We start from the raw sequence: 21798 nt of genomic DNA on the forward strand, positions 1-21798 counted from the left end.
CGTCTCACTTCACGGGTCGGGGGGCGGTGGAGGCAGGGGGCGGGGAGTGCTGCTTCAGCAGGTCGGCCAGGGTGTCGAGGAATTCGAGGCGGCGGTCCTCCAGGTAGAAGTGGCCGCCTCGGAAGACCCGCAGTTCGAAGGAGTCGTCCGTGGTGGCGGCCCACTCGCCGGCTTCCTCGATGCTCACGCGCGGGTCGCGGTCGCCGGTGAGTGCCACGACCGGGCAGCGCAGCCGGGGGCCGGGGTGGTGGCGGTAGGCGCGCAGCGCCGCGTAGTCCTCGCGCAGGGGCGGCAGGAACATCGACAGCAGGTCGGGGTCGGTCAGCAACCGGGTGTCCGTGCCGCCGAGTTCGACCAGTTCCTCGACGAACTCGTGGTCCGCGTGGAGGTCGCGCACCGGACGGTGGCTCTGCCGTTCGGGTGCGCGCTGGCCGGAGGCGATCAGCACGTCCGGGGAGGCGCCCGGGTGTTGCTGGAGGCGGCGGGCCACTTCGTAGCCGACCGTCGCGCCCATGCTGTGGCCGAAGAGGGCCGTCGGCCGGTCGCGGAACGCGGCCAGCTCGTCGACGATCCGGTCGGCCATCGCGTGGATGCCGTCGTGCCGGACCCGGCGCCGGTCCTGGCGGCCCGGGTACTGCACGACGAGTACGTCGACGTCCGCTGCCGAGGACAGCGCCTCCGACAGCGGGAAGTAGGCGCTGGCGGAGCCACCGGCGTGCGGGAAGCACACCAGCGTCCGGGGGGCGTCGGGCCTGGCGTGGAACCGCCGGAGCCAGTCCGTCCCGAGGTGGGGGTCGTTCATCAGGTCCTCGCACCCCGCAGTTCCTCGTCCAGGTGCCGGGCGATGTCGTCGACGGTCGGGTGGTCGTACGCCAGGGTCGGCTCCAGCTCCAGACCGAGCTGCTCGCCGAGCCGGCCGCGCAGTTCCACGGCCATCAGGGAGGTGATCCCGAGGTCGAGCAGCTCCGCCGCGGTGTCGATGTCGCCGGGCGATTCGTGGCCCAGTACCTCGGCCACGGTCGCCGAGGTCAGCTCCCGGAGCGCGGCGTACCGCTCCTCGCCGGACAGCGCGGTGAGATCCGGGGACGCCGGGGACTGCGGCGCGGCGGGCTCCTCCTCGCCCGGGGCGTACAGGGCCAGTGCGCCGAGGACCTCCTTGAGCGGGGCCTCCGGGCTCAGGCCGAGCAGCTCCGCCGCGGCTTCGGGCCCCTGCTCGGAGGCGGTCCGCCAGAAGCGCAGGACCGGGTCGGACGGCGGGCTTCCGCCGCCGGCCGTCGCGGGGGCGACCGGGTCGAGCCAGTAGCGCCGCCGCTGGAACGGGTAGGTCGGCAGGTCCACGGGGGCGCCCGCCGGGCCGGCGCCCAGGGCCGCCCAGTCGACCGGGGTGCCGCGGACGTGCAGCCGGGCCAGGGCGGTGAGCGCGGTGGCCGGTTCGGGCCGGTCGCGCCGCAGGGCCGGTACGGCGGCCACCGGGCCGGCGGACGGGAGGCCGGCCAGGCAGTCCGGCACCATCGAGGCCAGGAGGCCGTCCGGGCCGAGCTCCAGGAACGTACGGGTGCCCTCGGCGGCCAGGCTGCGGACGCCGGGGTGGAAGCGGACGGGCTCGCGGACCTGACGCACCCAGTACGCCGGATCGGTGAGTTCCCCCTCGCGGGCCGGCCGGCCGGTCACGTTGGACACCACGGTGATCCGCGGCGGGCGGTAGGACAGCCGGCCGGCCACGGCCCGGAAGTCGTCCAGCATGGCGTCCATGTGGGGGGAGTGGAACGCGTGGCTGACGCGCAGCCGCCGCATCCGGCGGCCCTGCTGTCCGCCCCACGACTCGGCCTCCCGTACGGCGTCGAGGTCACCCGAGACCACCGTGGAGGTGGGGCCGTTGACGGCGGCGAGGGCCAGCCGGCCGGCGGTGCGGGCCAGCAGCGGCCGCAGCTCGTCCTCGGTCGCCTGCACGGCCAGCATGGCGCTGGCGCCTGACCGTAGGCCCTGCATCAGGCGTCCGCGCGCGGCGACGAGTTCCGCGGCGTCCTCCAGCGACCACAGGCCGGCGACGTGGGCGGCGGCCAGTTCGCCGATCGAGTGGCCGAGGACGAAGTCCGGCTCCGGTACGAACCGGTGGAACCAGCGGTAGAGGGCGACTTCCACGGCGAACAGGGCGGGCTGGGTGAAGTCCGTCCGGTCCAGCAGACCGGCCTGCTCCGAGCCGGGCTCGGCCCAGAGCACCGTGGTGAGCGGGACCTCCAGGTGGCGGTCGACCTGGGCCAGGACCTCGTCCAGTTCCTCGGCGAAGGACGGGAACGCGCGGTACAGCTCCTGGCCCGCGCCGAGCCGCTGCGATCCCTGCCCGGAGAAGAGCACGGCGAGGCGGCCGGGCGAGCCGGGCTCCGGCGCGCCGCGCACCACCGAGGGCGACGGCTGGTCGGCGGCCAGCCGAGCCAGGCCCGCCAGCAGCTCCTGGCGGTCGCCGCCGATGACCACGGCTCGGTGCGGGAAGAGCGTCCGCGTCGTCGCGAGCGCGTGGGCGACGCCGGCGGGCAGCGGTTCCGGACGGTGCGTCAGCGCTTCGTGCAGCCGGTGGGCCTGCGCCCGCAGGGCCTCGGGGTCGTTGGCGGACAGCGGCAGTCCGAGTACGGCCGGCCGGTCGCCGCCGCGCGTCGCGGGTTCGCGAAGGGCCGAGGTGGTGAAAGCGGCTGAAGCGGCCAAAGTGGCCAAAGTGGCCAAAGTGGCCGAAGTGGCCGAAGTGGCCGAAGTGGCCGAAGTGGCTGAAGCGGCCGGCGTGGCCGGGGCCGGCTCGGGGTCGTACTCGACGATGACGTGCGCGTTCGTTCCGCTGACCCCGAAGGAGGACACACCGGCGCGCCGCGGGCGGCCGGTCTCCGGCCAGGCCACCGCCTCGTCGAGCAGGGCGACCGTCCCGTCCGACCAGTCGATGAGCGGGTTGGGCTCGCTCGCGTGGAGGGTTCGCGGCAGGAGGCCGTGGCGCATCGCCATGACCATCTTGATCACGCCGCCGACGCCGGCCGCGGCCTGGGCGTGGCCGATGTTCGACTTCAGGCTGCCCAGCCGGAGCGGCGCCTCGGGGGTGTGCTCCGCGCCGTAGACGGCCATGATCGCCTGGGCCTCGATCGGGTCGCCCAGGGTGGTGCCGGTGCCGTGCGCCTCGACGGCGTCCACCTCGCCGGCCGACAGACCGGCGTTGGCCAGGGCCCGTCGGATGACCCGCTGCTGGGCGGGGCCGTTGGGCGCGGTGAGCCCGCTGCTGGCACCGTCCTGGTTGACGGCGGTGCCGCGCACCACCGCCAGGACCCGGTGGTCGTTGCGCCGGGCGTCCGTCAGGCGTTCGACCAGCAGCAGCCCGACGCCCTCGCCCCAGCCGGTCCCGTCCGCGTGCGCCGAGAACGCCTTGCAGCGGCCGTCCGGCGCCAGCCCGCGCTGGCGGCTGAACTCGACGAACGGCCCGGTCGTCGACATCACCGTGACGCCGCCGACCAGCGCCATCGAGCACTCGCCGCCCCGCAGGGCGCGGGCGGCCAGGTGCAGCCCCACCAGCGAGGAGGAGCACGCGGTGTCGATGGTCACGGCCGGGCCCTCCAGCCCGAAGGTGTAGGCCACCCGGCCCGAGGCCACGCTCGGGGCGCTGCCGTTGCCGAGGAATCCCTCGAATCCCTCGGGCGCGGGCTGGAGGCGGGAGGCGTAGTCGTTGTACATCACGCCGACGTAGGTGCCGATGTCGGCGCCGCGGACGCTGCGCGGGTCGATGCCGGCGCGCTCGAACGTCTCCCAGGCGCACTCCAGCAGCAGCCGCTGCTGGGGGTCGATGGCCAGCGCCTCGCGCGGCGAGATGCCGAAGACGCTCGTGTCGAAGTGGCTCGCCTCGGAGAGGAAGCCGCCGCCGCGCGCGGTGCACCTGCCCGGGGCGTCGGGGTCGGGGTCGTAGAGGTTCTCGAGGTCCCAGCCCCGGTCGGTGGGGAACCCGGAGATCGCGTCCACGCCGTGGGACACGAGGTCCCACAGGTCCTCGGGCGAACGGACGTCTCCGGGGTAGGCGCAGGCCATGCCCACGATGGCGAGGGGCTCCTGCTCCCGGTCCCGCAGCTCCCGCAGCTGGCGCCGGGTCTCGCGCAGGTCGATCGTGGCCCGCTTGAGGTACTCCATCAGTTTCTGTTCGTCGGCGATAATGCCGTTCTCGGCCATTCAGCACTCCCAGCTCGTGAGATCACCGGTCCCGCCGGACCGATCGGGGTTGACGGGGGCGCGGTTCACAGGGCGTCGAGTTCCGCGTCGAGCAGGTCGAACAGCTCCTGCGCGCTCGCCGAGGAGACGTCGTCGTCGGAGGTCTCCGCCTCGACGGCGCCCTCGACCTCCCGGAGCAGGGCCCGCAGCCGGGCCGCGGTGTGCTGCCGCTCCTCGCCCGTCGGCGCGTGGCCGGCCAACAGGTCGGCCAGGGTGTCGAGTTCCTGCCGCAGCCGGTTCGCTCCGTGCCGCCCGAGGTCCGCGGCGAGCTGCTCGCGCATCAGGTCGGTCACGGCCGCCGGGGTGGGATGGTCGAAGATCAGGGTGGCGGGCAGGCGCAGACCGGTCGTCCGGCCGAGCCGGCCCCGCAGGTCCATCGCGCTCAGCGAGTCGAAGCCCAGGTCCAGGAATCCGCGGGTGGTGTCGACCGCCTCGGCGTCGGAGTGGCCGAGGACGGAGGCCACCGTGGTGGCGACCAGGCGGCTCAGCTCGGCGTCGAGCTCCTTCCCGGAGAGCGTCGCCCACCGGTCGCGGAGTCCGACGGCGTCCTCCGCCTGCTCCGGGGCAGCGGTGGCCTGCGGGGCCGGGGCGAGGCCCCGCAGGACGGCCGGGAGCAGCCCGGCGTTCGCCTGCCCCCGCAGGGCCGCCCGGTCGATCCGCATCGGGACGAGCACGGCGTCCGACGCGGTGGCGCCGAGTGCGGCGTCGAACAGCGCCAGGCCCTCCGCCTCGGTGAGCGGCAGCAGACCGGCCTTGGCCATGCGCTGGGTCTCGGCCTCGCCCAGCCGCCCGGCCATGCCGTTGCGCTGGTCCCACCAGCCCCAGGCGAGCGAGACGCCCGGCAGTTCGGCCGCCCGGCGGTGCGCGGCGAGCGCGTCCACGGTGGCGTTGGCGGCGGCGTAGTTGCCCTGGCCGGGGCTGCCGAGGACGCCGGCGGCCGAGGAGAACAGGACGAAGGCCGAGAGGTCCAGTCCGCGGGTGAGCTCGTGGAGGTGCCACGCGCCGTCCGCCTTGGCCCGCAGCACGGTGTCGAACCGTCCGGCGTCCAGGGAGGCGACGGTTCCGTCGGCCACCACACCCGCGGCGTGTACGACGGAGCGCAGCGGGTGCTCGGGGGCGATCGTCGCCAGCAGCGCGGCCAGCTGGTCGCGTTCGGCCACGTCACAGGCGGCGAGGGTGACCTCGGCCCCGAGCTCGCGCAGCTCGGCGCGGAGCTGCTCGGCGCCCTCGGCCGCCGGGCCGCGCCGGCCGGTCAGGACGAGGTGCCGGACGCCGTGGTGCCGCACCAGGTGCCGGGCGAGGGCGGCGCCGATGGCCCCGGTGCCGCCGGTGATCAGCGTGGTGCCGTCGGGGTCGAGGCGCGCCTCGCCGAAGGCCGTCCGGGCCGCTGGTGCCAGCCGGGGGGCGAGCAGGCGGCCGTCGCGCTCGGCCGACTGCGGCTCCTCGCCCGCCAGGGCCGCCATGACCGGGCCGGTCGCGGTGATCGGAGCCGGGCCGGTTGCGGCGGTCGGAGCCGGGCCGGTCGGAGCGAGGTCCAGCAGCAGGATCCGGCCGGGGTACTCCGCCTGCGCGGAACGCACCAGACCCCAGACGGCGGCCTGGGCCGGGTCCGGTACCTCGGCATCGGTCGTGGCGACGCCGCCCGTGGTGAGGACGACCAGCCGGGACGCCGTCAGCCGGTCCTCGGCGGCCCAGTCGTGCAACACGGCCAGGACGCAGGCGAGTTGCTCCCGTACGGCCTCGGCCGGCGCGGTGGCCGCCGCCGGGTGCGGAGCGAGCGGCAGCAGGACGACCGGGGGAGCGGGGCGGCCCGCGTCCATGGCCGCGCGCAGCGCGCGGAGCCCATCGAACGGCTCCGGTGCCGACGGGGCGGACAGGTCGGACAGGTCGGACCGGCCGGGCGAGTCAGACGGGTCGGACAGGTCGGACCGGCCGGGCGAGTCGGACGGGTCGGCGGCGACGGCGGCCGTGGGGTCCAGCAGCGCCCACCGGCCCGGCTGCGGCGCGACGGCCGATGCCGGGACCGGCGTCCAGTCGAGCCGGAACATCGCGCGCTCCACCACCGGGGGCGCGGTGACGAGGTCCCCGAGCCGGGCCGGGCGCAGCGTCAGGGCGTCGATCGAGCCGACCGGGGCGCCCGAACCGTCGGTCACCTCGACCGAGACCGCGTCCGCCCCGGCCGGACGGAACCGGGCCCGCAGGGTGTCGGCGCCGCCCGTCCGCCAGGAGACGCCGCTCCAGGAGTAGGGCAGGCCGTAGCGGCGCCTGGTCCCGTCCGGACCGGTCTCCGCCAGGGCCCCGAGCGCCACCGGCCGCAGCAGGGCGTCGAGCAGCGCGGGGTGGACCGTGTACGAGGCGGCGTCCTGCCGTGCCACCTCGGGCAGGGAGGCCTCGACGAACAGGTCGTCCCCCGAGCGCCAGGCCGCGCGCAGCCCCAGGAAGGCCGGGCCGTAGCCGAAGCCGGTCTCGGCGAGGCCGTCCAGCAGCTCGTCCAGGTCGATCTCGGCCGCCCCCTCCGGCCGCCGGGCGTCGCCGCCGGGACGGGCGGCGGTGCCGGTCTGCGCCGAGCGGGGCTCCAGCAGGCCCTCGGCGTGCGCGGACCAGGGCGGTCCGGCCTGCGGATTGTCGGCCTGCGCTGCCGCGGGCCGGCTGTACAGCGTGAACGCCCGGGCACCCTCCCGCGCGGGTTCCACGACGAGCTGGATCGCGATCCCCGCGCCGTCGGGCACCACCAGGGGGGTGTTGACGGTCAGTTCGGCCACCCGTTCGCAGCCCAGCCGGTGGCCGGCGCCGGCCACCAGCTCGACGACGGCGGTCCCGGGCACGACGGCGGTGCCCTGGACGGTGTGGTCGGCCAGCCACGGCTGCCGCGTGAGCGACAGCACGGAGGTGAACACCTCGGCCCGCCCGTCGGCCAGGGGCACACCGGCGCTCACCAGCGGGTGGTCGACCGGGGTGAGGCCGGCGGTGGCGAGGTCGGCGGAGCGGGCCCGGTCCTCGAGCCAGAACCGCTGACGCTGGAAGGCGTACGTCGGCAGCGCGACCCGGCGGGGGCGGTGGTCCGCCAGCACGGCGGCCCAGTCCACCCGTCCGCCCTGGACGTGCAGCGTGGAGAGCGCGGTCAGCAGCCCCTGCTCCTCGGCGCGGTCGCGACGCAGCGCGGGCACGACGGTGTACCGGTCGGCGTCCTGCTCCTCCGGCAGGCACTGCCCGACCAGGGCGGACAGCACGGCGTCCGGACCGATCTCCACGAAGCGGTCCACCTGCTGCCCGAGCACGGTGCGGATGCCGTCCGCGAAACGCACCGGCAGCCGGACGTGACGGGTCCAGTAGTCGGCGGAGCGGAGCTCGTCGGGGCCGGCCGGCCCGCCGGTCACGTTGGAGACGACCGGGATCCTCGGCGGGTGGTACGTGACCCGCTCGGCGACGGAGCGGAACTCGGCGAGCATCGGCTCCATCAGGGGGGAGTGGAACGCGTGGCTGACCTTCAACCGGTGGGTCTTGCGCCCGAGTTCCGTCCAGTGGGCCGCGATCGCCAGCACCGCGGACTCCGTCCCGGCGATGACGGTGGTGCGCGGCCCGTTCAGCGCGGCGATCGCGACGTGCTCCCGCTGCCCGGCCAGGACCGGCAGCATCTCCGCCTCGGAGGCCTGGACGGCGACCATGGCACCGCCGGCGGGGAGGGCCTCCATCAGCCGCCCCCGGGCCGCCACCAGGGAGGCGGCGTCGGGCAGCGACAGCACCCCGGCCGCGGTGGCGGCGCTCAGCTCGCCGATCGAGTGGCCGATCAGCACGTCCGGGCGCACGCCGAAGCCCTCCAGCAGCCGGAACAGCGCCAGTTCGAAGGCGAAGAGGGCGGCCTGGGTCCAGTTGGTGCGGTTCAGCAGCTCCGCCTCCGGGGTGCCCGCGTCCGCGAACGCCACCTCGGCCAGCGGGCGGCCGAGCAGCGGATCGAGGTGGGCCGTCACCTCGTCCCAGGCCGCGGCGAAGGCCGGGAAGCGACGGTGGAGGTCCCGGCCCATGCCGGGCCGCTGCGCCCCCTGCCCGGTGAACAGGAACGCGGTCTTCGCCTCCGGGCGCACCGACCCCAGCACCACGTGCGGTGACGGCCGGCCCTCCGCCAGGGCGGCCAGGCCCTCCAGGAGTTCGTCGCCGTCGGCACCGAGCACCACCGCCCGCTGCTCCAGGGCGGGGCGGGTGGTCGCCAGGGAGTGGCCGACGTCGGTGGGGGTGCTGTGGCGGGCGGCGGTCGAGCCGTACAGCCTGCGGGCCTGGGCCCGCAGGGACTCCGGCCGGTCGGCCGACAGCGGCCAGGGCACCAGGGGCGCCGCGGCGGGCCGGTCCGCCGGCGAGGGGGCGTCGGCCCCGGCCTGGGTCTCGGCCTCGGCCAGGGGCTCGGTCTCGGACGGGGTCTCGGACGGGGCGGCGGCCTCGGCCTGGGCCGGGGGCTGCTCGATGATCACGTGGACGTTGGTGCCGCTGACCCCGAACGAGGACACCGCCGCCCGGCGCGGCCGTCCGGTCTCGGGCCACGGGGTCGGCTCGGTGACCAGCCGGACGGCGCCGGAGTCCCAGGCCACGTGCGGCGTGGGCTCGGTGACGTGCAGGGTCCTCGGGACGGTGGCGTGCCGGATCGCCATCACCATCTTGATGATCCCGCCGAGGCCGGCGGACGCCTGGGTGTGGCCGATGTTGGACTTGATCGAGCCCAGCAGCAGCGGGTGCCGGTCGGCCCCCCGCTGCCCGTACGTGGCGAGCAGCGCCTCGGCCTCGATCGGGTCGCCGAGCCTGGTGCCGGTGCCGTGGGCCTCGACCACGTCGACGTCGGCGACGGTCAGGGCCGCGTCCCGCAGGGCCTCGCGGATCACCCGCTGCTGGGCCAGGCCGCTGGGTGCGCTGAGCCCGTTGCTGGCGCCGTCCTGGTTGACCGCGCTGCCGCGGACCACGGCCAGGACCTCGTGCCCGAGCCGCCGGGCGTCGCCGAGCCGCTCCAGGACCAGGACGGCCACGCCCTCGCCCCAGCCCGTGCCGTCGGCGTCGGCCGAGAACGCCTTGCACCTCCCGTCCGGGGCCATCCCGCGCTGGCGGCTGAACTCGACGAACGCCCCCGGGGTGGCCATCACCGCGACGCCCGAGACGAGGGCCGTCGAGCACTCGCCGTCGCGCAGCGCCCGGCCCGCCAGGTGGAGTGCCACGAGCGAGGAGGAGCAGGCCGTGTCGACCGTCAGCGCGGGTCCCTCCAGACCCAGGACGTACGAGACCCGGCCGGAGATCACCGCCGGGGAGCCGCCGGTCAGCAGGTAGCCCGCGAGGTGCTCCGGCACCTCCTCGTGCACCCGGGGGCCGTAGTCGAGGGCCCGGCCGCCGACGAAGACCCCGGTGCGGCTGCCGCGCAGGGTGAGCGGGTCGATCCCGGCGTGCTCGATCGCCTCCCACGAGGCCTCCAGCAGCAGCCGCTGCTGGGGATCCATCGCCAGCGCCTCGCGCGGTGAGATCCCGAAGAAGCCGGGGTCGAACTCCGCGGCGTCGTGCAGGAAGCCGCCCTCCCGGGTGTAGGTCGTGCCGGGCCGGGTGCTCTCGGGGTCGTACAGCGCGTCGACGTCCCAGCCGCGGTCCCGGGGGAACGGGGTCAGCGCGTCGACGCCGCGGTCCACCAGGTCCCACAGCTCGTCGGGGTTGCCGATCCCGCCCGGGAACCGGCAGCTCATGCCGACGATCGCGATCGGCTCCTGGGCGGCATCGGCCAGGTCGTGGTTCTCCCGGCGCAGCCGCTCGTTGTCCTGCAGGGCGGCCCGCAGGGCCTCCACGACCCGGTCGGTGGACGTGGCCGTCATGGTCTTCTCCGCTTCCGTGTTCGATCCGGGGCCGGTCACGAGCCGGCCTTCTGCAGGGCCATCGCGATCAGGGCCTCGGCGTCCATCGCGTCGATCCGCCCGGCCTCGGACGGCTCGGGGGCCGGCTCCTCCGCGGAGCCGAGCCGCAGCAGCCGGTCGACCAGCCCGGCCGCCCGCAGCCGGTCCATCGGGACGGCGGCGAGCGCGCGGCGGACCGCCTGCTCCTCCTCGTCGACGGGGCCAACAGGGCCAACAGGGCCAACAGGGCCGGCGGGGTCGGCCTCGGCGGGCACCAGCAGCTCGCACAGTCGGCCGGCCAGAGCGTTCGGCGTCGGGTAGTCGAAGATCACCGTGGTGGGCAGCGGCAGGCCGGTGGCCTTGCGCAGGCGGTTGCGCAGCTCCACGACGGTCAGCGAGTCGAAGCCCACCGCCTTGAACGCCTGGCCGGGGGCGATCCGGTCGGTTCCGGTGTGGCCGAGTACGGCGGCGGCGTGGGTGAGCACGAGGTCGAGCAGGCGCCGGTCCCGGTCGATGCCGGACAGGGCCCGCAGTTCCTCCCGCAGGGGCAGGCCGCCGTCCGTCCGCTCCTCCTCGGAGGGCGCGTCCTGGCCGAGTGCCAGCCGGACCTGCGGCAGTTCGTCGAACAGCCGGCTCGGGCGGGCGGCGGTGAAGGCCGGTGCGAAGAGCCCCCAGTCCATGTCCGTGACGACCAGCGAGGTGTCGTCGCTCTCCAGCGCCTGCTGGAGGGCGGCGATCGCCCGGTCCGGGTCCATCTTCCAGATGCCGCGCCGCCGGAGCTGATCCTCCATCAGGTCGTTCGAGGCCATCCCCTCGCCGCCCCAGCCGCCCCAGGAGACCGCGGTGGCGGGCACGCCCTGCGTCCGCCAGTGCTGGGCGAGCCCGTCGAGGCAGGAGTTGGCGGCGGCGTAGGCGCCCTGGTTGCCGCTGCCCCAGGCGGCGGAGATCGAGGAGAACAGGACGACCGCGTCGAGCTCGGTGCGGTCCACCAGGTCGAGCAGGTGACGGGCGCCGGCGGCCTTGGCGGCGAGCACCCGCGCGAACTCGTCCGGGCCGGTCTCGTCGATCGGGGTGAACTGCCCGACACCGGCGGTGTGCACGACCGTGCGGATCACCGATCCGTCCGCCGTGACGCGGGCGACCAGGTCCGCCAGCGCCGGACGGTCGGTGGCGTCGCAGGCCGCCACGGTCACCCGGGTGCCCATCACCTGGAGCTCGGCCGTCAGCGCCGCGGCCCCGGGGGCGTCGGGCCCCCGCCGGCTGGTGAGGACCAGGTGCTCCACGCCGCCGCGGGCCAGCCAGCGGGCGACGTGCGCGCCGAGCGCGCCGGTACCGCCGGTGACCAGTGCCGTGCCCCGGGGCGTCCACGGGCGGACCACCGGGCGGTCGGCGGCCGGCGCGGAGAGCAGCCGGCGGGCGAGCAGCCCGGCGGCGGACACCACGACCTGGTCCTCGCCGCCGGTCTGCGAGAGCACCCCGGCGAGCCGGCGCAGGGCGTTCTCGTCCAGCGGGTCCCGAAGGTCGACCAGACCGCCCCAGCGGCGCGGGTACTCCAGAGCGACCACCCGGCCCAGACCCCACACCTGCGCCTGGTCCGCGCAGACCGCCTCGTCGGCCTGTGCCGCCACGGCGCCGTCGGTGACGCACCACAGCGGGGCCTCGATCCCGGCGTCGCCCAGCGCCTGCACCAGCGCGAGGGTGCCCGCCACGCCGGCCGCGAGCAGCGGGGACGCCCGGTGCGGGCGCCGGTCGAGCGCCAGCAGCGACAGCACCCCGGCGACCGGCCCCGCGGGGGCCTCGCGCAGTAGCGCGGCCAGGCCGGCACGCCCGGCGGACACCGCGCCGACGACCAGCCGGACCGGACGGGCCCCGTACGTGGTCAGGGCGCCCAGCGCCGCCTCGACGTGGGCGTCGCCCTCGTGGTCCTCGGGCACCACGACCAGCCAGTCGCCCGACAGCGCCGGGGCGGGCGGGTCGACCGGCTGCCAGCCGATCCGGTAGCGCCAGGCGTCGAGCCGGGACCTCTCCCGCTCCTGCCGGCGCCACGCGGACAAGGCCGGGACGACGGCCGCGAACGAGTCGCCCCCGTCCTCCTGGCCCAGCCCCAGCAGCCGGGCCAGGCCGGCCGCGTCGCCGTCCTCCACCGCCTGCCAGAACCGCGCGTCCGAGGGGCCCTCCGGCCGTGCCGCGGGCTCGGCCGGCCGGACGTCGGCCCAGTACCGCTCACGCTGGAAGGCATAGGTCGGCAGGTCGGCCGCGGCCGGGCGGCCCTCGTGCACCGCGGGCCAGTCCAGCGCGACGCCACCGGCCCACGCCTCGGCCACCGAGGTGAGCAGGCGCCGGGCGCCGCCGTGTTCGCGCCGCAGCGAGCCGGTCACCGTGACCTCGACCGACTCGTCCTCGGCCACCTCCAGCAGCGAGGGGGCGAGCAGGAGGTGCGGGCTCATCTCGACGAACGCCCGGTGGCCCTGTGCCAGCAGCTCACGGGTGGCGCGCTCGAACTCCACCGGTTCGCGCATGTTCCGGAACCAGTACGCGGGATCGAGCCCGGCCGTGTCCAGGACGGAGCCGGTGACGGTCGAGCAGAACGGGATCTCGCCGCTCCGCGGGCGGATTCCGTCCAACTCGCTCAGCAGGCTCTCGCGAAGCACGTCGACCTGGGGGGAGTGCGAGGCGAAGTCCACCCCCGGAAGGGGCCAGCGCAGCACGCCGAGGGAGGACAGCCTGGCCCCGAACTCCTCCAGGGCCGCCGGGTCCCCCGACACCGTGGCGGTGGCCGGCCCGTTCACCGCGGCGATCGCGATCCGGTCGCTCCACGGCTCCAGCCACTCGCGGACCTCGGCCGCGGGCGCCAGCACCGAGACCATGCCGCCGTTGCCCACCAGCCGTCCCCACAGCCGGCTGCGCACCGCGATCAGCCGCGCGGCGTCGGGCAGGCTCAGCGCGCCGGCCACGTAGGCGGCGGCCACCTCGCCCTGGGAGTGGCCGACCACGGCGGACGGTTCGACACCGTAGGCGCGCCAGGCGGCGGCCAGCGACACCATGACGGTGAAGAGCAGCGGCTGCACGACGTCGGCGCGGTCGATCGACGGGGACCCGGGCACGTCGCGGAGCACGTCCCACAGGGACCAGTCGAGATAGGGGGAGAGCGCCTCGACGCACCTCTCCGCCTGCTCGCGGAACGCCGGGTCGGTCTCCAGCAGGCCCGCGGCCATCCCCGGCCACTGCGATCCCTGGCCCGGGAAGACGAAGACCGGACGGCGGTCGCCGCCCGCCACCCCCGTGACCAGGGACGGTACTTCGGCGCCCTCGGCCAGCGCGGTCAGGCCCTCGGTCAGCTCCGCCAGGTCCGCGGCGACCACGACCGCCCGGTGCGAGAGCGCGGCGCGGGTGGTCGCCGAGGCGACGCCGAGGCCGGCCAGGTCGGTGGCCGGGTTCGCCCGGACGTGGTCGCGCAGCCGCCGGGCCTGGGCGCGCAGCGCCTCCGCGCCGTTGCCGGAGAGCGGGACAGGGACGACGGCGGGGACTGCGGCAGGGACGACGGAGGCGCCGACGGCCGGGGGCTCCTGCGGCTCGGCGGGCGCCTCCTCCAGGATGACGTGCGCGTTGGTGCCGCTGATCCCGAACGAGGACACCCCCGCACGGCGCGGCCGGTCGCCGGCGGGCCAGTCCACCTGTTCGGTGAGGAGCCGTACGGTGCCCGGCGACCAGTCCACGTGCGGGGACGGCGCGTCGACGTGCAGGGTCCTCGGCAGCGCGCCGTGCCGCAGGGCCATGACCATCTTGATGACCGAGGCGGCCCCCGCGGCGGCCTGGGTGTGACCGATGTTCGACTTCAGCGACCCGAGCCAGAGCGGCCGTTCCGCACTCCGGGTGCGCCCGTAGGAGGCGAGCAGCGCCTGCGCCTCGATCGGGTCGCCCAGCTCGGTGCCCGTGCCGTGCGCCTCGACCACGTCCACCTGGTCGGCGGAGACCCAGGCATTGCGCAGGGCCTGCTCGATCACCCGCTGCTGGGCCGGACCGCTCGGCGCACTCAGCCCGTTGGTCGCGCCGTCCTGGTTGGTCGCCGAGCCGCGGACGACGGCCAGCACGGGATGCCCGAGGCGCCGGGCCTCGGACAGCCGCTCGACCAGCAGCACGCCGGCCCCCTCGCCCCAGCCGGTGCCGTCGGCCCCGGCGGCGAAGGCCCGGCAGCGCCCGGTCGGGGACAGCGCCCGCTGGCGGCTCAGTTCGACGAAGGCGCCCAGCGTGGGCATCACCGAAGCGCCGCCGACCAGCGCCATCGTGCACTCGCCGCGCCGCAGCGCGTGGACGGCCAGGTGCAGCGCCACCAGCGACGACGAGCAGGCGGTGTCGACGGTGACGGCGGACGCCTCCAGGCCCAAGGCGTACGCCACCCGCCCGGAGGCCACACTCGTGGTGGTCCCGGTCAGCAGGTGGCCGCCCAACTGCTCGTCGGCCTCCTGGAGCCGGGGGCCGTAGTCCTGCGAGATCACCCCGAAGAAGACGCCGGTGCGGGTCCCGCGCAGGGCGTGCGGGTCGATCCCGGCCCGCTCGACGGCCTCCCAGGAGGTCTCCAGGAGGAGCCGCTGCTGGGGATCCATGGCGGTGGCCTCGCGGGGGGAGATGCCGAACAGTCCGGCGTCGAACCGGTCCGCGTCGTGGACGAAGCCGCCCTCGCGGACGTAGCTGCGGCCGGGTGCGTCCGGGTCCGCCGAGTACCAGCCGTCCAGGTCCCAGCCGCGGTTGCCGGGGAACGGGCCGATCGCGTCCCGGCCCTCTTCGAGCAGCCGCCAGAACGACTCCGGCGAGTCGACCCCGCCGGGGAAGCGGCAGCCCATGCCGATGATCGCGACGGGCTCGCGCTCGCGGGCCTCGGCGTCGTCCAGTTTCCGCCGCGCCTGCCGGAGGTCGGCGGTGGCGCGCTTGAGGTAGTCGCGGAGCTTTTCCTCGTTCGACGTGTGCGACGCGTTCGACGTGTGTGACGTGTGCGATGTGTTCGACGTGCTCGACATGGTGGTCACTCCTGGGTACGGAAGGCGAGGTGGTGGCGGGCTCCGGACGCCGGGCCGGTGCGGTGCGGGGCGCTCATCCGATGCCGAGCTCGCGGTCGAGGGCGTCGAACAGGGACTGGTCGTCGGTGGATCCGAGGTCCTCCTCCGGTGCCGCGGCCGCGTCGGTCCGGGCCCGCGCGTCGTTCCAGCCGGTCAGCAGCGCGCGCAGCCGGGCGGTCACCGTCCCGTGCTCGTCGCCGGCCGGGTCCGCGGCGTTCAGCAGGTCGGCCAGGCGGTCGATCTCCCCGAGCAGGGCCCGGCCGCTCACCGGAGCCTCCGGGGCGGCGGCGCCGTCCGGGGCCAGCCGGGCGAGCAGGTGGTCGACGAGCGCGGCCGGGGTGGGCACGTCGAAGACCAGCGTGGCCGGCAGCCGCAGGCCGGTGGCCGCGGCCAGCCGGTTGCGGAACTCCACTCCGGTGAGCGAGTCGAAGCCGAAGGCCTTGAACGTCCGGTCCCCGTCGACCGCCGCGGCCGAGGAGTGCCCCAGGGCGGCCGCCATCTGGCTCCGGACCAGCTGGCGCACGGTGCGCTCGCGGTCCGGGGCGGACAGCCGGGCCAGCTGGTGGGCCATCGTCTCGCCGCCCGCAGGGAACGCCGGTTCGGCCGAGGCCGACCGCCGGGCCGGCGCCGGCGCCGGGGCGAGGGCCCGCAGGATGGGCGCGAGGGCGTTCACGGCGGCCTGCTCCCGCAGCGCCGCGACGTCCACCGGGGTGGGGACCAGCACCGCGTCCGAGGCGCCCAGCGCGGCCCCGAACAGGGCCAGGCCCTCCTCGGTCTCCAGCGGGGCCAGCCCGGTGCGCCGGATCCGCCGCAGGTCGGTGTCGTCCAGGTGGCCGGTCATGCCGCTGCGTTCGGCCCACAGCCCCCAGGCGAGCGAGAGCCCCGGGAGCCCGGCGGCCCGTCGTTCCGTGGCCAGCGCGTCGAGGAAGGCGTTGGCCGCGGCGTAGCCGGCCTGTCCCGCACCGCCGAGCACGCCGGCCGCCGACGAGAACGTCACGAAGGCGTCCAGGTCCAGGTCGCGGGTGAGCTCGTGCAGGTGCACGGCCGCGTCCACCTTCGGCCGGAACACCCGGTCGACCCGTTCCGCGGTCAGCGAGGTGAGGACGCCGTCGTCGAGCACACCGGCCGCGTGCACCACGGCGACGAGCGGGTGCGCCGCGGGGATCGCCTCCAGGACCCGGGCGAGCGCGTCCCGGTCGGCGGCGTCGCACTCGGCGACCACCGCGTCGGCCCCCGACTCGGCCAGCTCGGCCACCAGTTCACGGGCCCCGGGGGTGTCGGGGCCGCGCCGGCCGAGCAGGACCAGGTGGCGCACCCCGTGGTGCGTCACCAGCCGCCGTGCCACCAGGGAGCCCAGCGTGCCGAGGGCGCCGGTCACCAGGACCGTCCCCTCGGAGCGGGGTTCGGCCGGCAGGGTCAGCACGACCTTGCCGACGTTGCGGGCCTGGCTGAGGTAGCGGAAGGCGTCGGGTGCGTGCCGGACGTCCCAGGCCGCCACCGGCAGGGGGGCGAGCACGCCGCGCCCGTAGAGGGCGGCGATCTCGTCGAGCATCTCCTTGATCCGCTCCGGCCCGGCCTCGCCCAGGTCGAAGGCGCGGTAGCCGACGCCCGGGTGGTCGGCGGCGGTCTCGCCGGCGTCGCGGATGTCGGTCTTGCCCATCTCGATGAACCGGCCGCCCGGCCGCAGCAGCCGCAGCGAGGCGTCGACGTACTCGCGGGCCAGGGAGTTGAGCACCACGTCCACGCCGCGGCCACCGGTCACCGTGCGCACGTGGGACTCGAACTCCAGGGTGCGCGAGGACGCGATGTGCTCGCGGCGCACGCCCCAGGAGTGCACGGTGTCCCACTTGTGCGGGCTCGCGGTGCCGAACGGCTCGACGTCCCAGTGCCGGGCGAGCTGCACCGCCGCGATCCCCACCGCCCCGGCGGCGGCGTGCACCAGCAGGGACTCTCCCGGCTGGATCCGCGCCAGGTCGGCCAGACCGTAGTAGGCGGTCAGGAACGCCACCGGTACGGCTGCGGCCTGGGCGTACGACAGGGTCGCGGGGATCCCGGTGACCAGCCTGGCGTCGGCCACCGTGACCGGGCCGATGCCGCCCGAGAACAGGCCCATCACCCGGTCGCCCGGCGCGAGCCCGGTCACGCCCTCGCCGACCTCCAGGACCAGGCCGGCCCCCTCGCCGCCGGGCAGTCCCGCGGTGGCCGGCACCATGCCGAGCGTCATCAGCACGTCGCGGAAGTTGACGCCCGCGGCGCGCACGGCGACCCGGATCTGCCCGGGCAGCAGCGGGGCGTCCGCCTCCGGGTACGGTACGAGCGCGATCTGTTCCAGCGTGCGCCGTCCGGCGAAGTCGAGCCGCCACGGCGCCGAACCGCCCGGGGTCCGCAGCGCGGTGCCGCGGCGCCCGTCCGCCCGGACCAGCCGGGGGCACAGCACCGTGCCCTCGCGCAGGGCGAGTTGGGGCTCGCCGGTGGCGAGCGCGGCCGGCGCGGCGAGGTGGGAGGCACCCCGGCCGTCGGTGTCCAGGAGGACGAACCGGTCCGGACGCTCGGACTGCGCGGAGCGGATCAGGCCCCAGACGGCCGCCTGGACCGGGTCCGGCCGCTGTCCGCCGGTCTCGGTGGAGACCGCGCCGTGGGTCAGGAAGACCAGCCGGGACTGCGGGAAGCGCTCGCTCCCGGCCCAGAGCCGGGCCAGCTCCAGCGCCCGCTCCACGGCCTCGCGGGCGGCGGCCGGACGCGGGCCGGGCGCCGGACCGGCCGGGGCCGAAGCGCCGGTGACGTCCGCCCAGACGGCGTCCGGGACCGGGGCGCCCGCCTCGACCTCCGCGATCAGCCCGGCGAGGTCGGCGTAGGCGGTGACCCGGGCGCCCGCCGAGGTGAGCGCCCGCACGGTGTCGGGCCGGTCCGTGCCCAGCACGGCCCACTGCGGTGCCCGCGCACCGTCGGCCGTCACCGGCAGCAGGCTCCAGTCGATCCGGAACAGGTGGTCGAGCGCCGGATCGCGGGTCAGCGCCTGCGGATCCACGGCGCGCAGGCTGAGCGCCTCGACGGACCCCACCACTCCGGTGGGGTCGGCGAGCGTGATCCCGTACGCGCCGGAGCCGTCCCCGGCGATGCGGACCCGCAGCGCCGTGGCACCGGTCGCCCGCAGGGACACCCCGGCCCAGGAGAACGGCAGCAGCGTCCCGCTCCCGTCGGGCAGGGCCAGGCCGATGACGTGCAGCGCCGCGTCCAGCAGCGCCGGATGGAGCCCGAAGCCGGCGGCCCCGGCCCGCTGGTCCTCGGGGAGGCGGACCTCGGCGAACAGCTCGTCACCGCGCCGCCAGGCGGCCTGCAGCCCCTGGAAGGCCGGGCCGTACCGGTAGCCGCGCCCGGCCAGCGCCTCGTAGTGGCCGCTGACGTCCAGGGCGGTCGCCCCGGACGGCGGCCACACGGCGAAGCCGGCGTCCTCGGCCGGTGCGCCGTGCCCCAGCAGCCCGGCGGCGTGCCTGGTCCAGGCCGGATCGCCGGCCCGGCCGGCGGGCGCCGAGAAGATCTCCACGGTGTGCTCGCCGGACTCGTCCGCCGGGCCGACCACGATCTGGAGCCGGGCGCCGTCCTCCTCGGTCAGCACCAGCGGCGCCTCGAGGGTGAGTTCCACCACCCGGTCGCAGCCCGCCACCCCGGCGGCGTGGAGGGCGAGTTCGACGAAGTACGCGCCCGGCACCAGGGCGGCCCCGGAGACGGTGTGGTCGGCCAGCCACGGCTGGGAGCCGAGCCCCACCGACCCGGTGAGCAGCACCTCGCCGTCGGCCGCGGGCCGGATCGCCGCGCCCAGCAGCGGGTGTCCGGCCTCCGCCAGGCCCAGCCGGCCGGCGCCGGCCGGCGCCTCGGCCGGGTCGAGCCAGTAGCGGCGGCCCTGGAACGCGTAGGTGGGCAGGTCGACGCGGTGCGCCCCGGTGCCGTCGAAGGCGGCGGACCAGTCCACCGGGATGCCGCCGACGAACGCCCGGCCCAGGGACAGCAGGAACCGGTGCGGCCCGCCCTCCTCGCGCCGGAGCGTCTCGCAGACCACCGCCTCGGCGCCGCGGGCCTCGACGGTCTCCTCGAGCCCGACGGTCAGCACCGGGTGGGGGCTCACCTCGACGAAGGCGTCGTACCCCTGCTCCAGCAGGGTGCCGACGGCCTCCTCCAGCCGGACCGGCAGCCGCAGGTTGCGGAACCAGTACTCCGCGTCGAGCGCCGTACCGTCGAGCGGCGCCCCGGTGACGGTGGAGCAGAAGACCGTCTGCGCCGGCTTCGGCGTCACCCCGGCGAGGGCCTCGGCGATCTCCTCCCGGATGCCGTCCACGTGGGCCGAGTGGGAGGCGTAGCCGACCGGGATCATCCGCGCCCGGACACCGTCCTTCTCGCAGGCCGCGCACAGCTCCTCCAGCGCCGAGCGGTCGCCGGAGACGACCGTCGAGCGGGGGCCGTTGACGGCCGCGACGGAGATCCGGCCCGCCCACTCGGCCAGACGCGGCGTCACCTCGGCGGCCGCGGCGGCGATCGAGGCCATCCCGCCGGTGCCCGAGAGCGCGGCCAGCGCCCGCGCCCGCAGCGCGACCACCCTGGCGGCGTCGTCGAGCGTCAGCGCGCCGGCCACGCAGGCCGCCGCGATCTCGCCCTGGCTGTGGCCGATCACGGCGGCGGGCCGCACGCCGTGTGCCGTCCACAGCTCGGCGAGCGAGACCATCACCGCGAACAGGGCCGGCTGGACGACGTCCACGGCCTCCAGGGACGGCGCGCCCTCGTCGGCGCGCAGCACCGCCTCCAGGTCCCAGCCGGTGTACGGGCGCAGGGCCTCGGCGCAGCGCCGCACGGACGCGGCGAAGACCTCGGAGGAGTCCAGCAGTCCGGCCGCCATGCCGGCCCACTGCGAGCCCTGGCCTGGGAAGACGAAGACCGTACGGCCGGTGGTCGCGGCCGTCCCGTGGACGAGCCCGGGCGCCGCCTCGCCCCGGGCCAGCGCGTCGAGGCTCTCTGCCAGCTCCCGCGCGTCCGCGCCCACGAGGACCGCCCGCTGCTCGAAGACCGAACGGGTGGTGGCGAGCGAGTGGCCGAGATCGGCGGGCCGGGCCCCGTCGTCCAGCAGCGGACGCAGCCGCTCGGCCTGGCCGCGCAGCGCCTCCGCGCTCCGGGCCGACAGCGGCAGCGGGACGACCCGCCCGGGACCGGTCGGCGCGGTGTCCGAAGGCGCGCTGTCCGAAGGCGCCTGGGCCGGGTGCTCCTCGACGATCACGTGCGCGTTGGTGCCGCTGATGCCGAACGAGGAGACGGCCGCCCGGCGCGGACCGTCCGGCCGCTGCCACGGGCGGTTCTCGTCGAGCAGCGCCACTCCGCCGTCGGCCCAGTCCACGTCCGGCAGCGGCCGCTGCGCGTGCAGCGTGCGGGGCAGGGTCCGGTGGCGCAGCGCCATGACCATCTTGATGAGCCCGGCCACGCCGGCGGCGGCCTGGGTGTGGCCGAGGTTGGACTTGACCGACCCGAGCCACAGCGGACGGTCGGCGGCGCGGCCGGCGCCGTACACCGCCTGGAGCGCCTGCACCTCGATCGGGTCACCCAGCCGGGTGCCCGTGCCGTGGGCCTCCACCACGTCGATGTCGGCGGCGCCCAGCCGGGCCGAGGCCAGGGCCTGGCGGATCACCCGCTGCTGGGCGGGTCCGTTGGGCGCCGTGAGCCGGCTGCTCGCGCCGTCCTGGTTGACGGCCGAACCGGGGATCACGGCCAGCACCGGGTGGCCGTTGCGCAGCGCGTCGGACAGCCGCTCCAGGACGAGGACGCCCGCGCCCTCGCCCCAGCCGGTGCCGTCGGCGTCGGCGGAGAAGGCCTTGCAGCGGCCGTCCGGCGAGAGCCCGCGCTGCCGGCTGAACTCGACGAACGTCGACGGCGAGGACATCACCGTGACGCCGCCGGCCAGCGCGAGCGCGCACTCGCCACGGCGCAGCGACTGCGCGGCCAGGTGCACGGACACCAGGGACGAGGAGCAGGCGGTGTCCACGGTGATGGCCGGGCCCTGGAACCCGAAGCTGTACGCGATCCGGCCGGAGGCGATGCTCGGCGCGCTCCCGCTGCCGACGTAGCCCTCGAAGTCGGCCGGAACGGTGTGCAGCCGGGAGCCGTAGTCGTCGTACATCAGGCCGATGAAGACCCCGGTGTCGCTTCCCTTGACCGACCGGACGCCGAGACCGGCCCGTTCGAGGGCCTCCCAGGAGACCTCCAGCAGCAGCCGCTGCTGCGGGTCCGTCGCCGTCGCCTCACGCGGGTTCAGGCCGAAGAGCTCGGCGTCGAACAGGTCGGCGTCGTGCAGGAAGCCGCCCGAGCGGGTGTAGGTCGTGCCCGTGGTCTCGGGGTCGGGGTCGTACAGCGCCTCGGTGTCCCAGCCGCGGTTGGCCGGGAAGCCCGAGATCGCGTCCGTCCCGCCGAGGGCCACCTCCCACAGGTCCTCCGGCGAGGCGACCCCGCCCGGGTACCGGCAGGCCATCGAGACGACGGCGATCGGCTCGCGCTCGGCCTCCTCCGCCTCCTCCAGCCGCTGCCTGGTCCGCTGAAGGTCGGCCGTGACCCGCTTGAGGTAGCCGCGAAGCTTCTCCTCGTTCCCCACCGGTGTCCCACTCCTCAAAGGGGTCGCTCCAGGTCCG

General features: G+C 76.2%; 5 protein-coding genes. All 5 read right to left on the bottom strand.

Features of this window, described 5'->3' with window-relative positions; translation table 11 throughout:
• Nucleotides 1-4: 4 nt before the first annotated feature.
• Nucleotides 5-802 (bottom strand): thioesterase II family protein, encoded by a 798-nt coding sequence (locus ACIBCA_RS04425; RefSeq protein WP_396281316.1) that lies wholly within the window; start codon nucleotides 800-802, stop codon nucleotides 5-7.
• On the bottom strand, nucleotides 802-4176 hold the full coding sequence (locus ACIBCA_RS04430) for a type I polyketide synthase (RefSeq protein ID WP_396281793.1): 3375 nt from the start codon (nucleotides 4174-4176) through the stop codon (nucleotides 802-804). Before ACIBCA_RS04430 ends, ACIBCA_RS04425 begins: the two co-directional genes overlap by 1 nt.
• 80 nt (nucleotides 4177-4256) lie before the next feature.
• Complete coding sequence (locus ACIBCA_RS04435; RefSeq protein WP_396281317.1) at nucleotides 4257-10064, bottom strand: type I polyketide synthase; 5808 nt, start codon at nucleotides 10062-10064, stop codon at nucleotides 4257-4259.
• Nucleotides 10065-10099: 35 nt separating this feature from the next.
• The gene (locus tag ACIBCA_RS04440; RefSeq protein ID WP_396281318.1) at nucleotides 10100-15097 is read right to left on the bottom strand and encodes a type I polyketide synthase; all 4998 of its coding nucleotides are present in this window, start codon (nucleotides 15095-15097) and stop codon (nucleotides 10100-10102) included.
• Nucleotides 15098-15170: 73 nt separating this feature from the next.
• Complete coding sequence (locus ACIBCA_RS04445) at nucleotides 15171-21761, bottom strand: SDR family NAD(P)-dependent oxidoreductase (RefSeq protein WP_396281319.1); 6591 nt, start codon at nucleotides 21759-21761, stop codon at nucleotides 15171-15173.
• Nucleotides 21762-21798: the final 37 nt, after the last annotated feature.

This window comes from Kitasatospora sp. NPDC051170 (genome assembly GCF_044455705.1).
Lineage (GTDB): Bacteria > Actinomycetota > Actinomycetes > Streptomycetales > Streptomycetaceae > Kitasatospora.

Excerpts from the sequence above, each read along its gene's own strand:
- ACIBCA_RS04435 (WP_396281317.1), bottom strand. The coding sequence starts at position 10,064 with ATGACGGCCACGTCCACCGACCGGGTCGTGGAGGCCCTGCGGGCCGCC.
- ACIBCA_RS04425 (WP_396281316.1), bottom strand. The coding sequence starts at position 802 with ATGAACGACCCCCACCTCGGGACGGACTGGCTCCGGCGGTTCCACGCC.
- ACIBCA_RS04440 (WP_396281318.1), bottom strand. The coding sequence starts at position 15,097 with ATGTCGAGCACGTCGAACACATCGCACACGTCACACACGTCGAACGCG.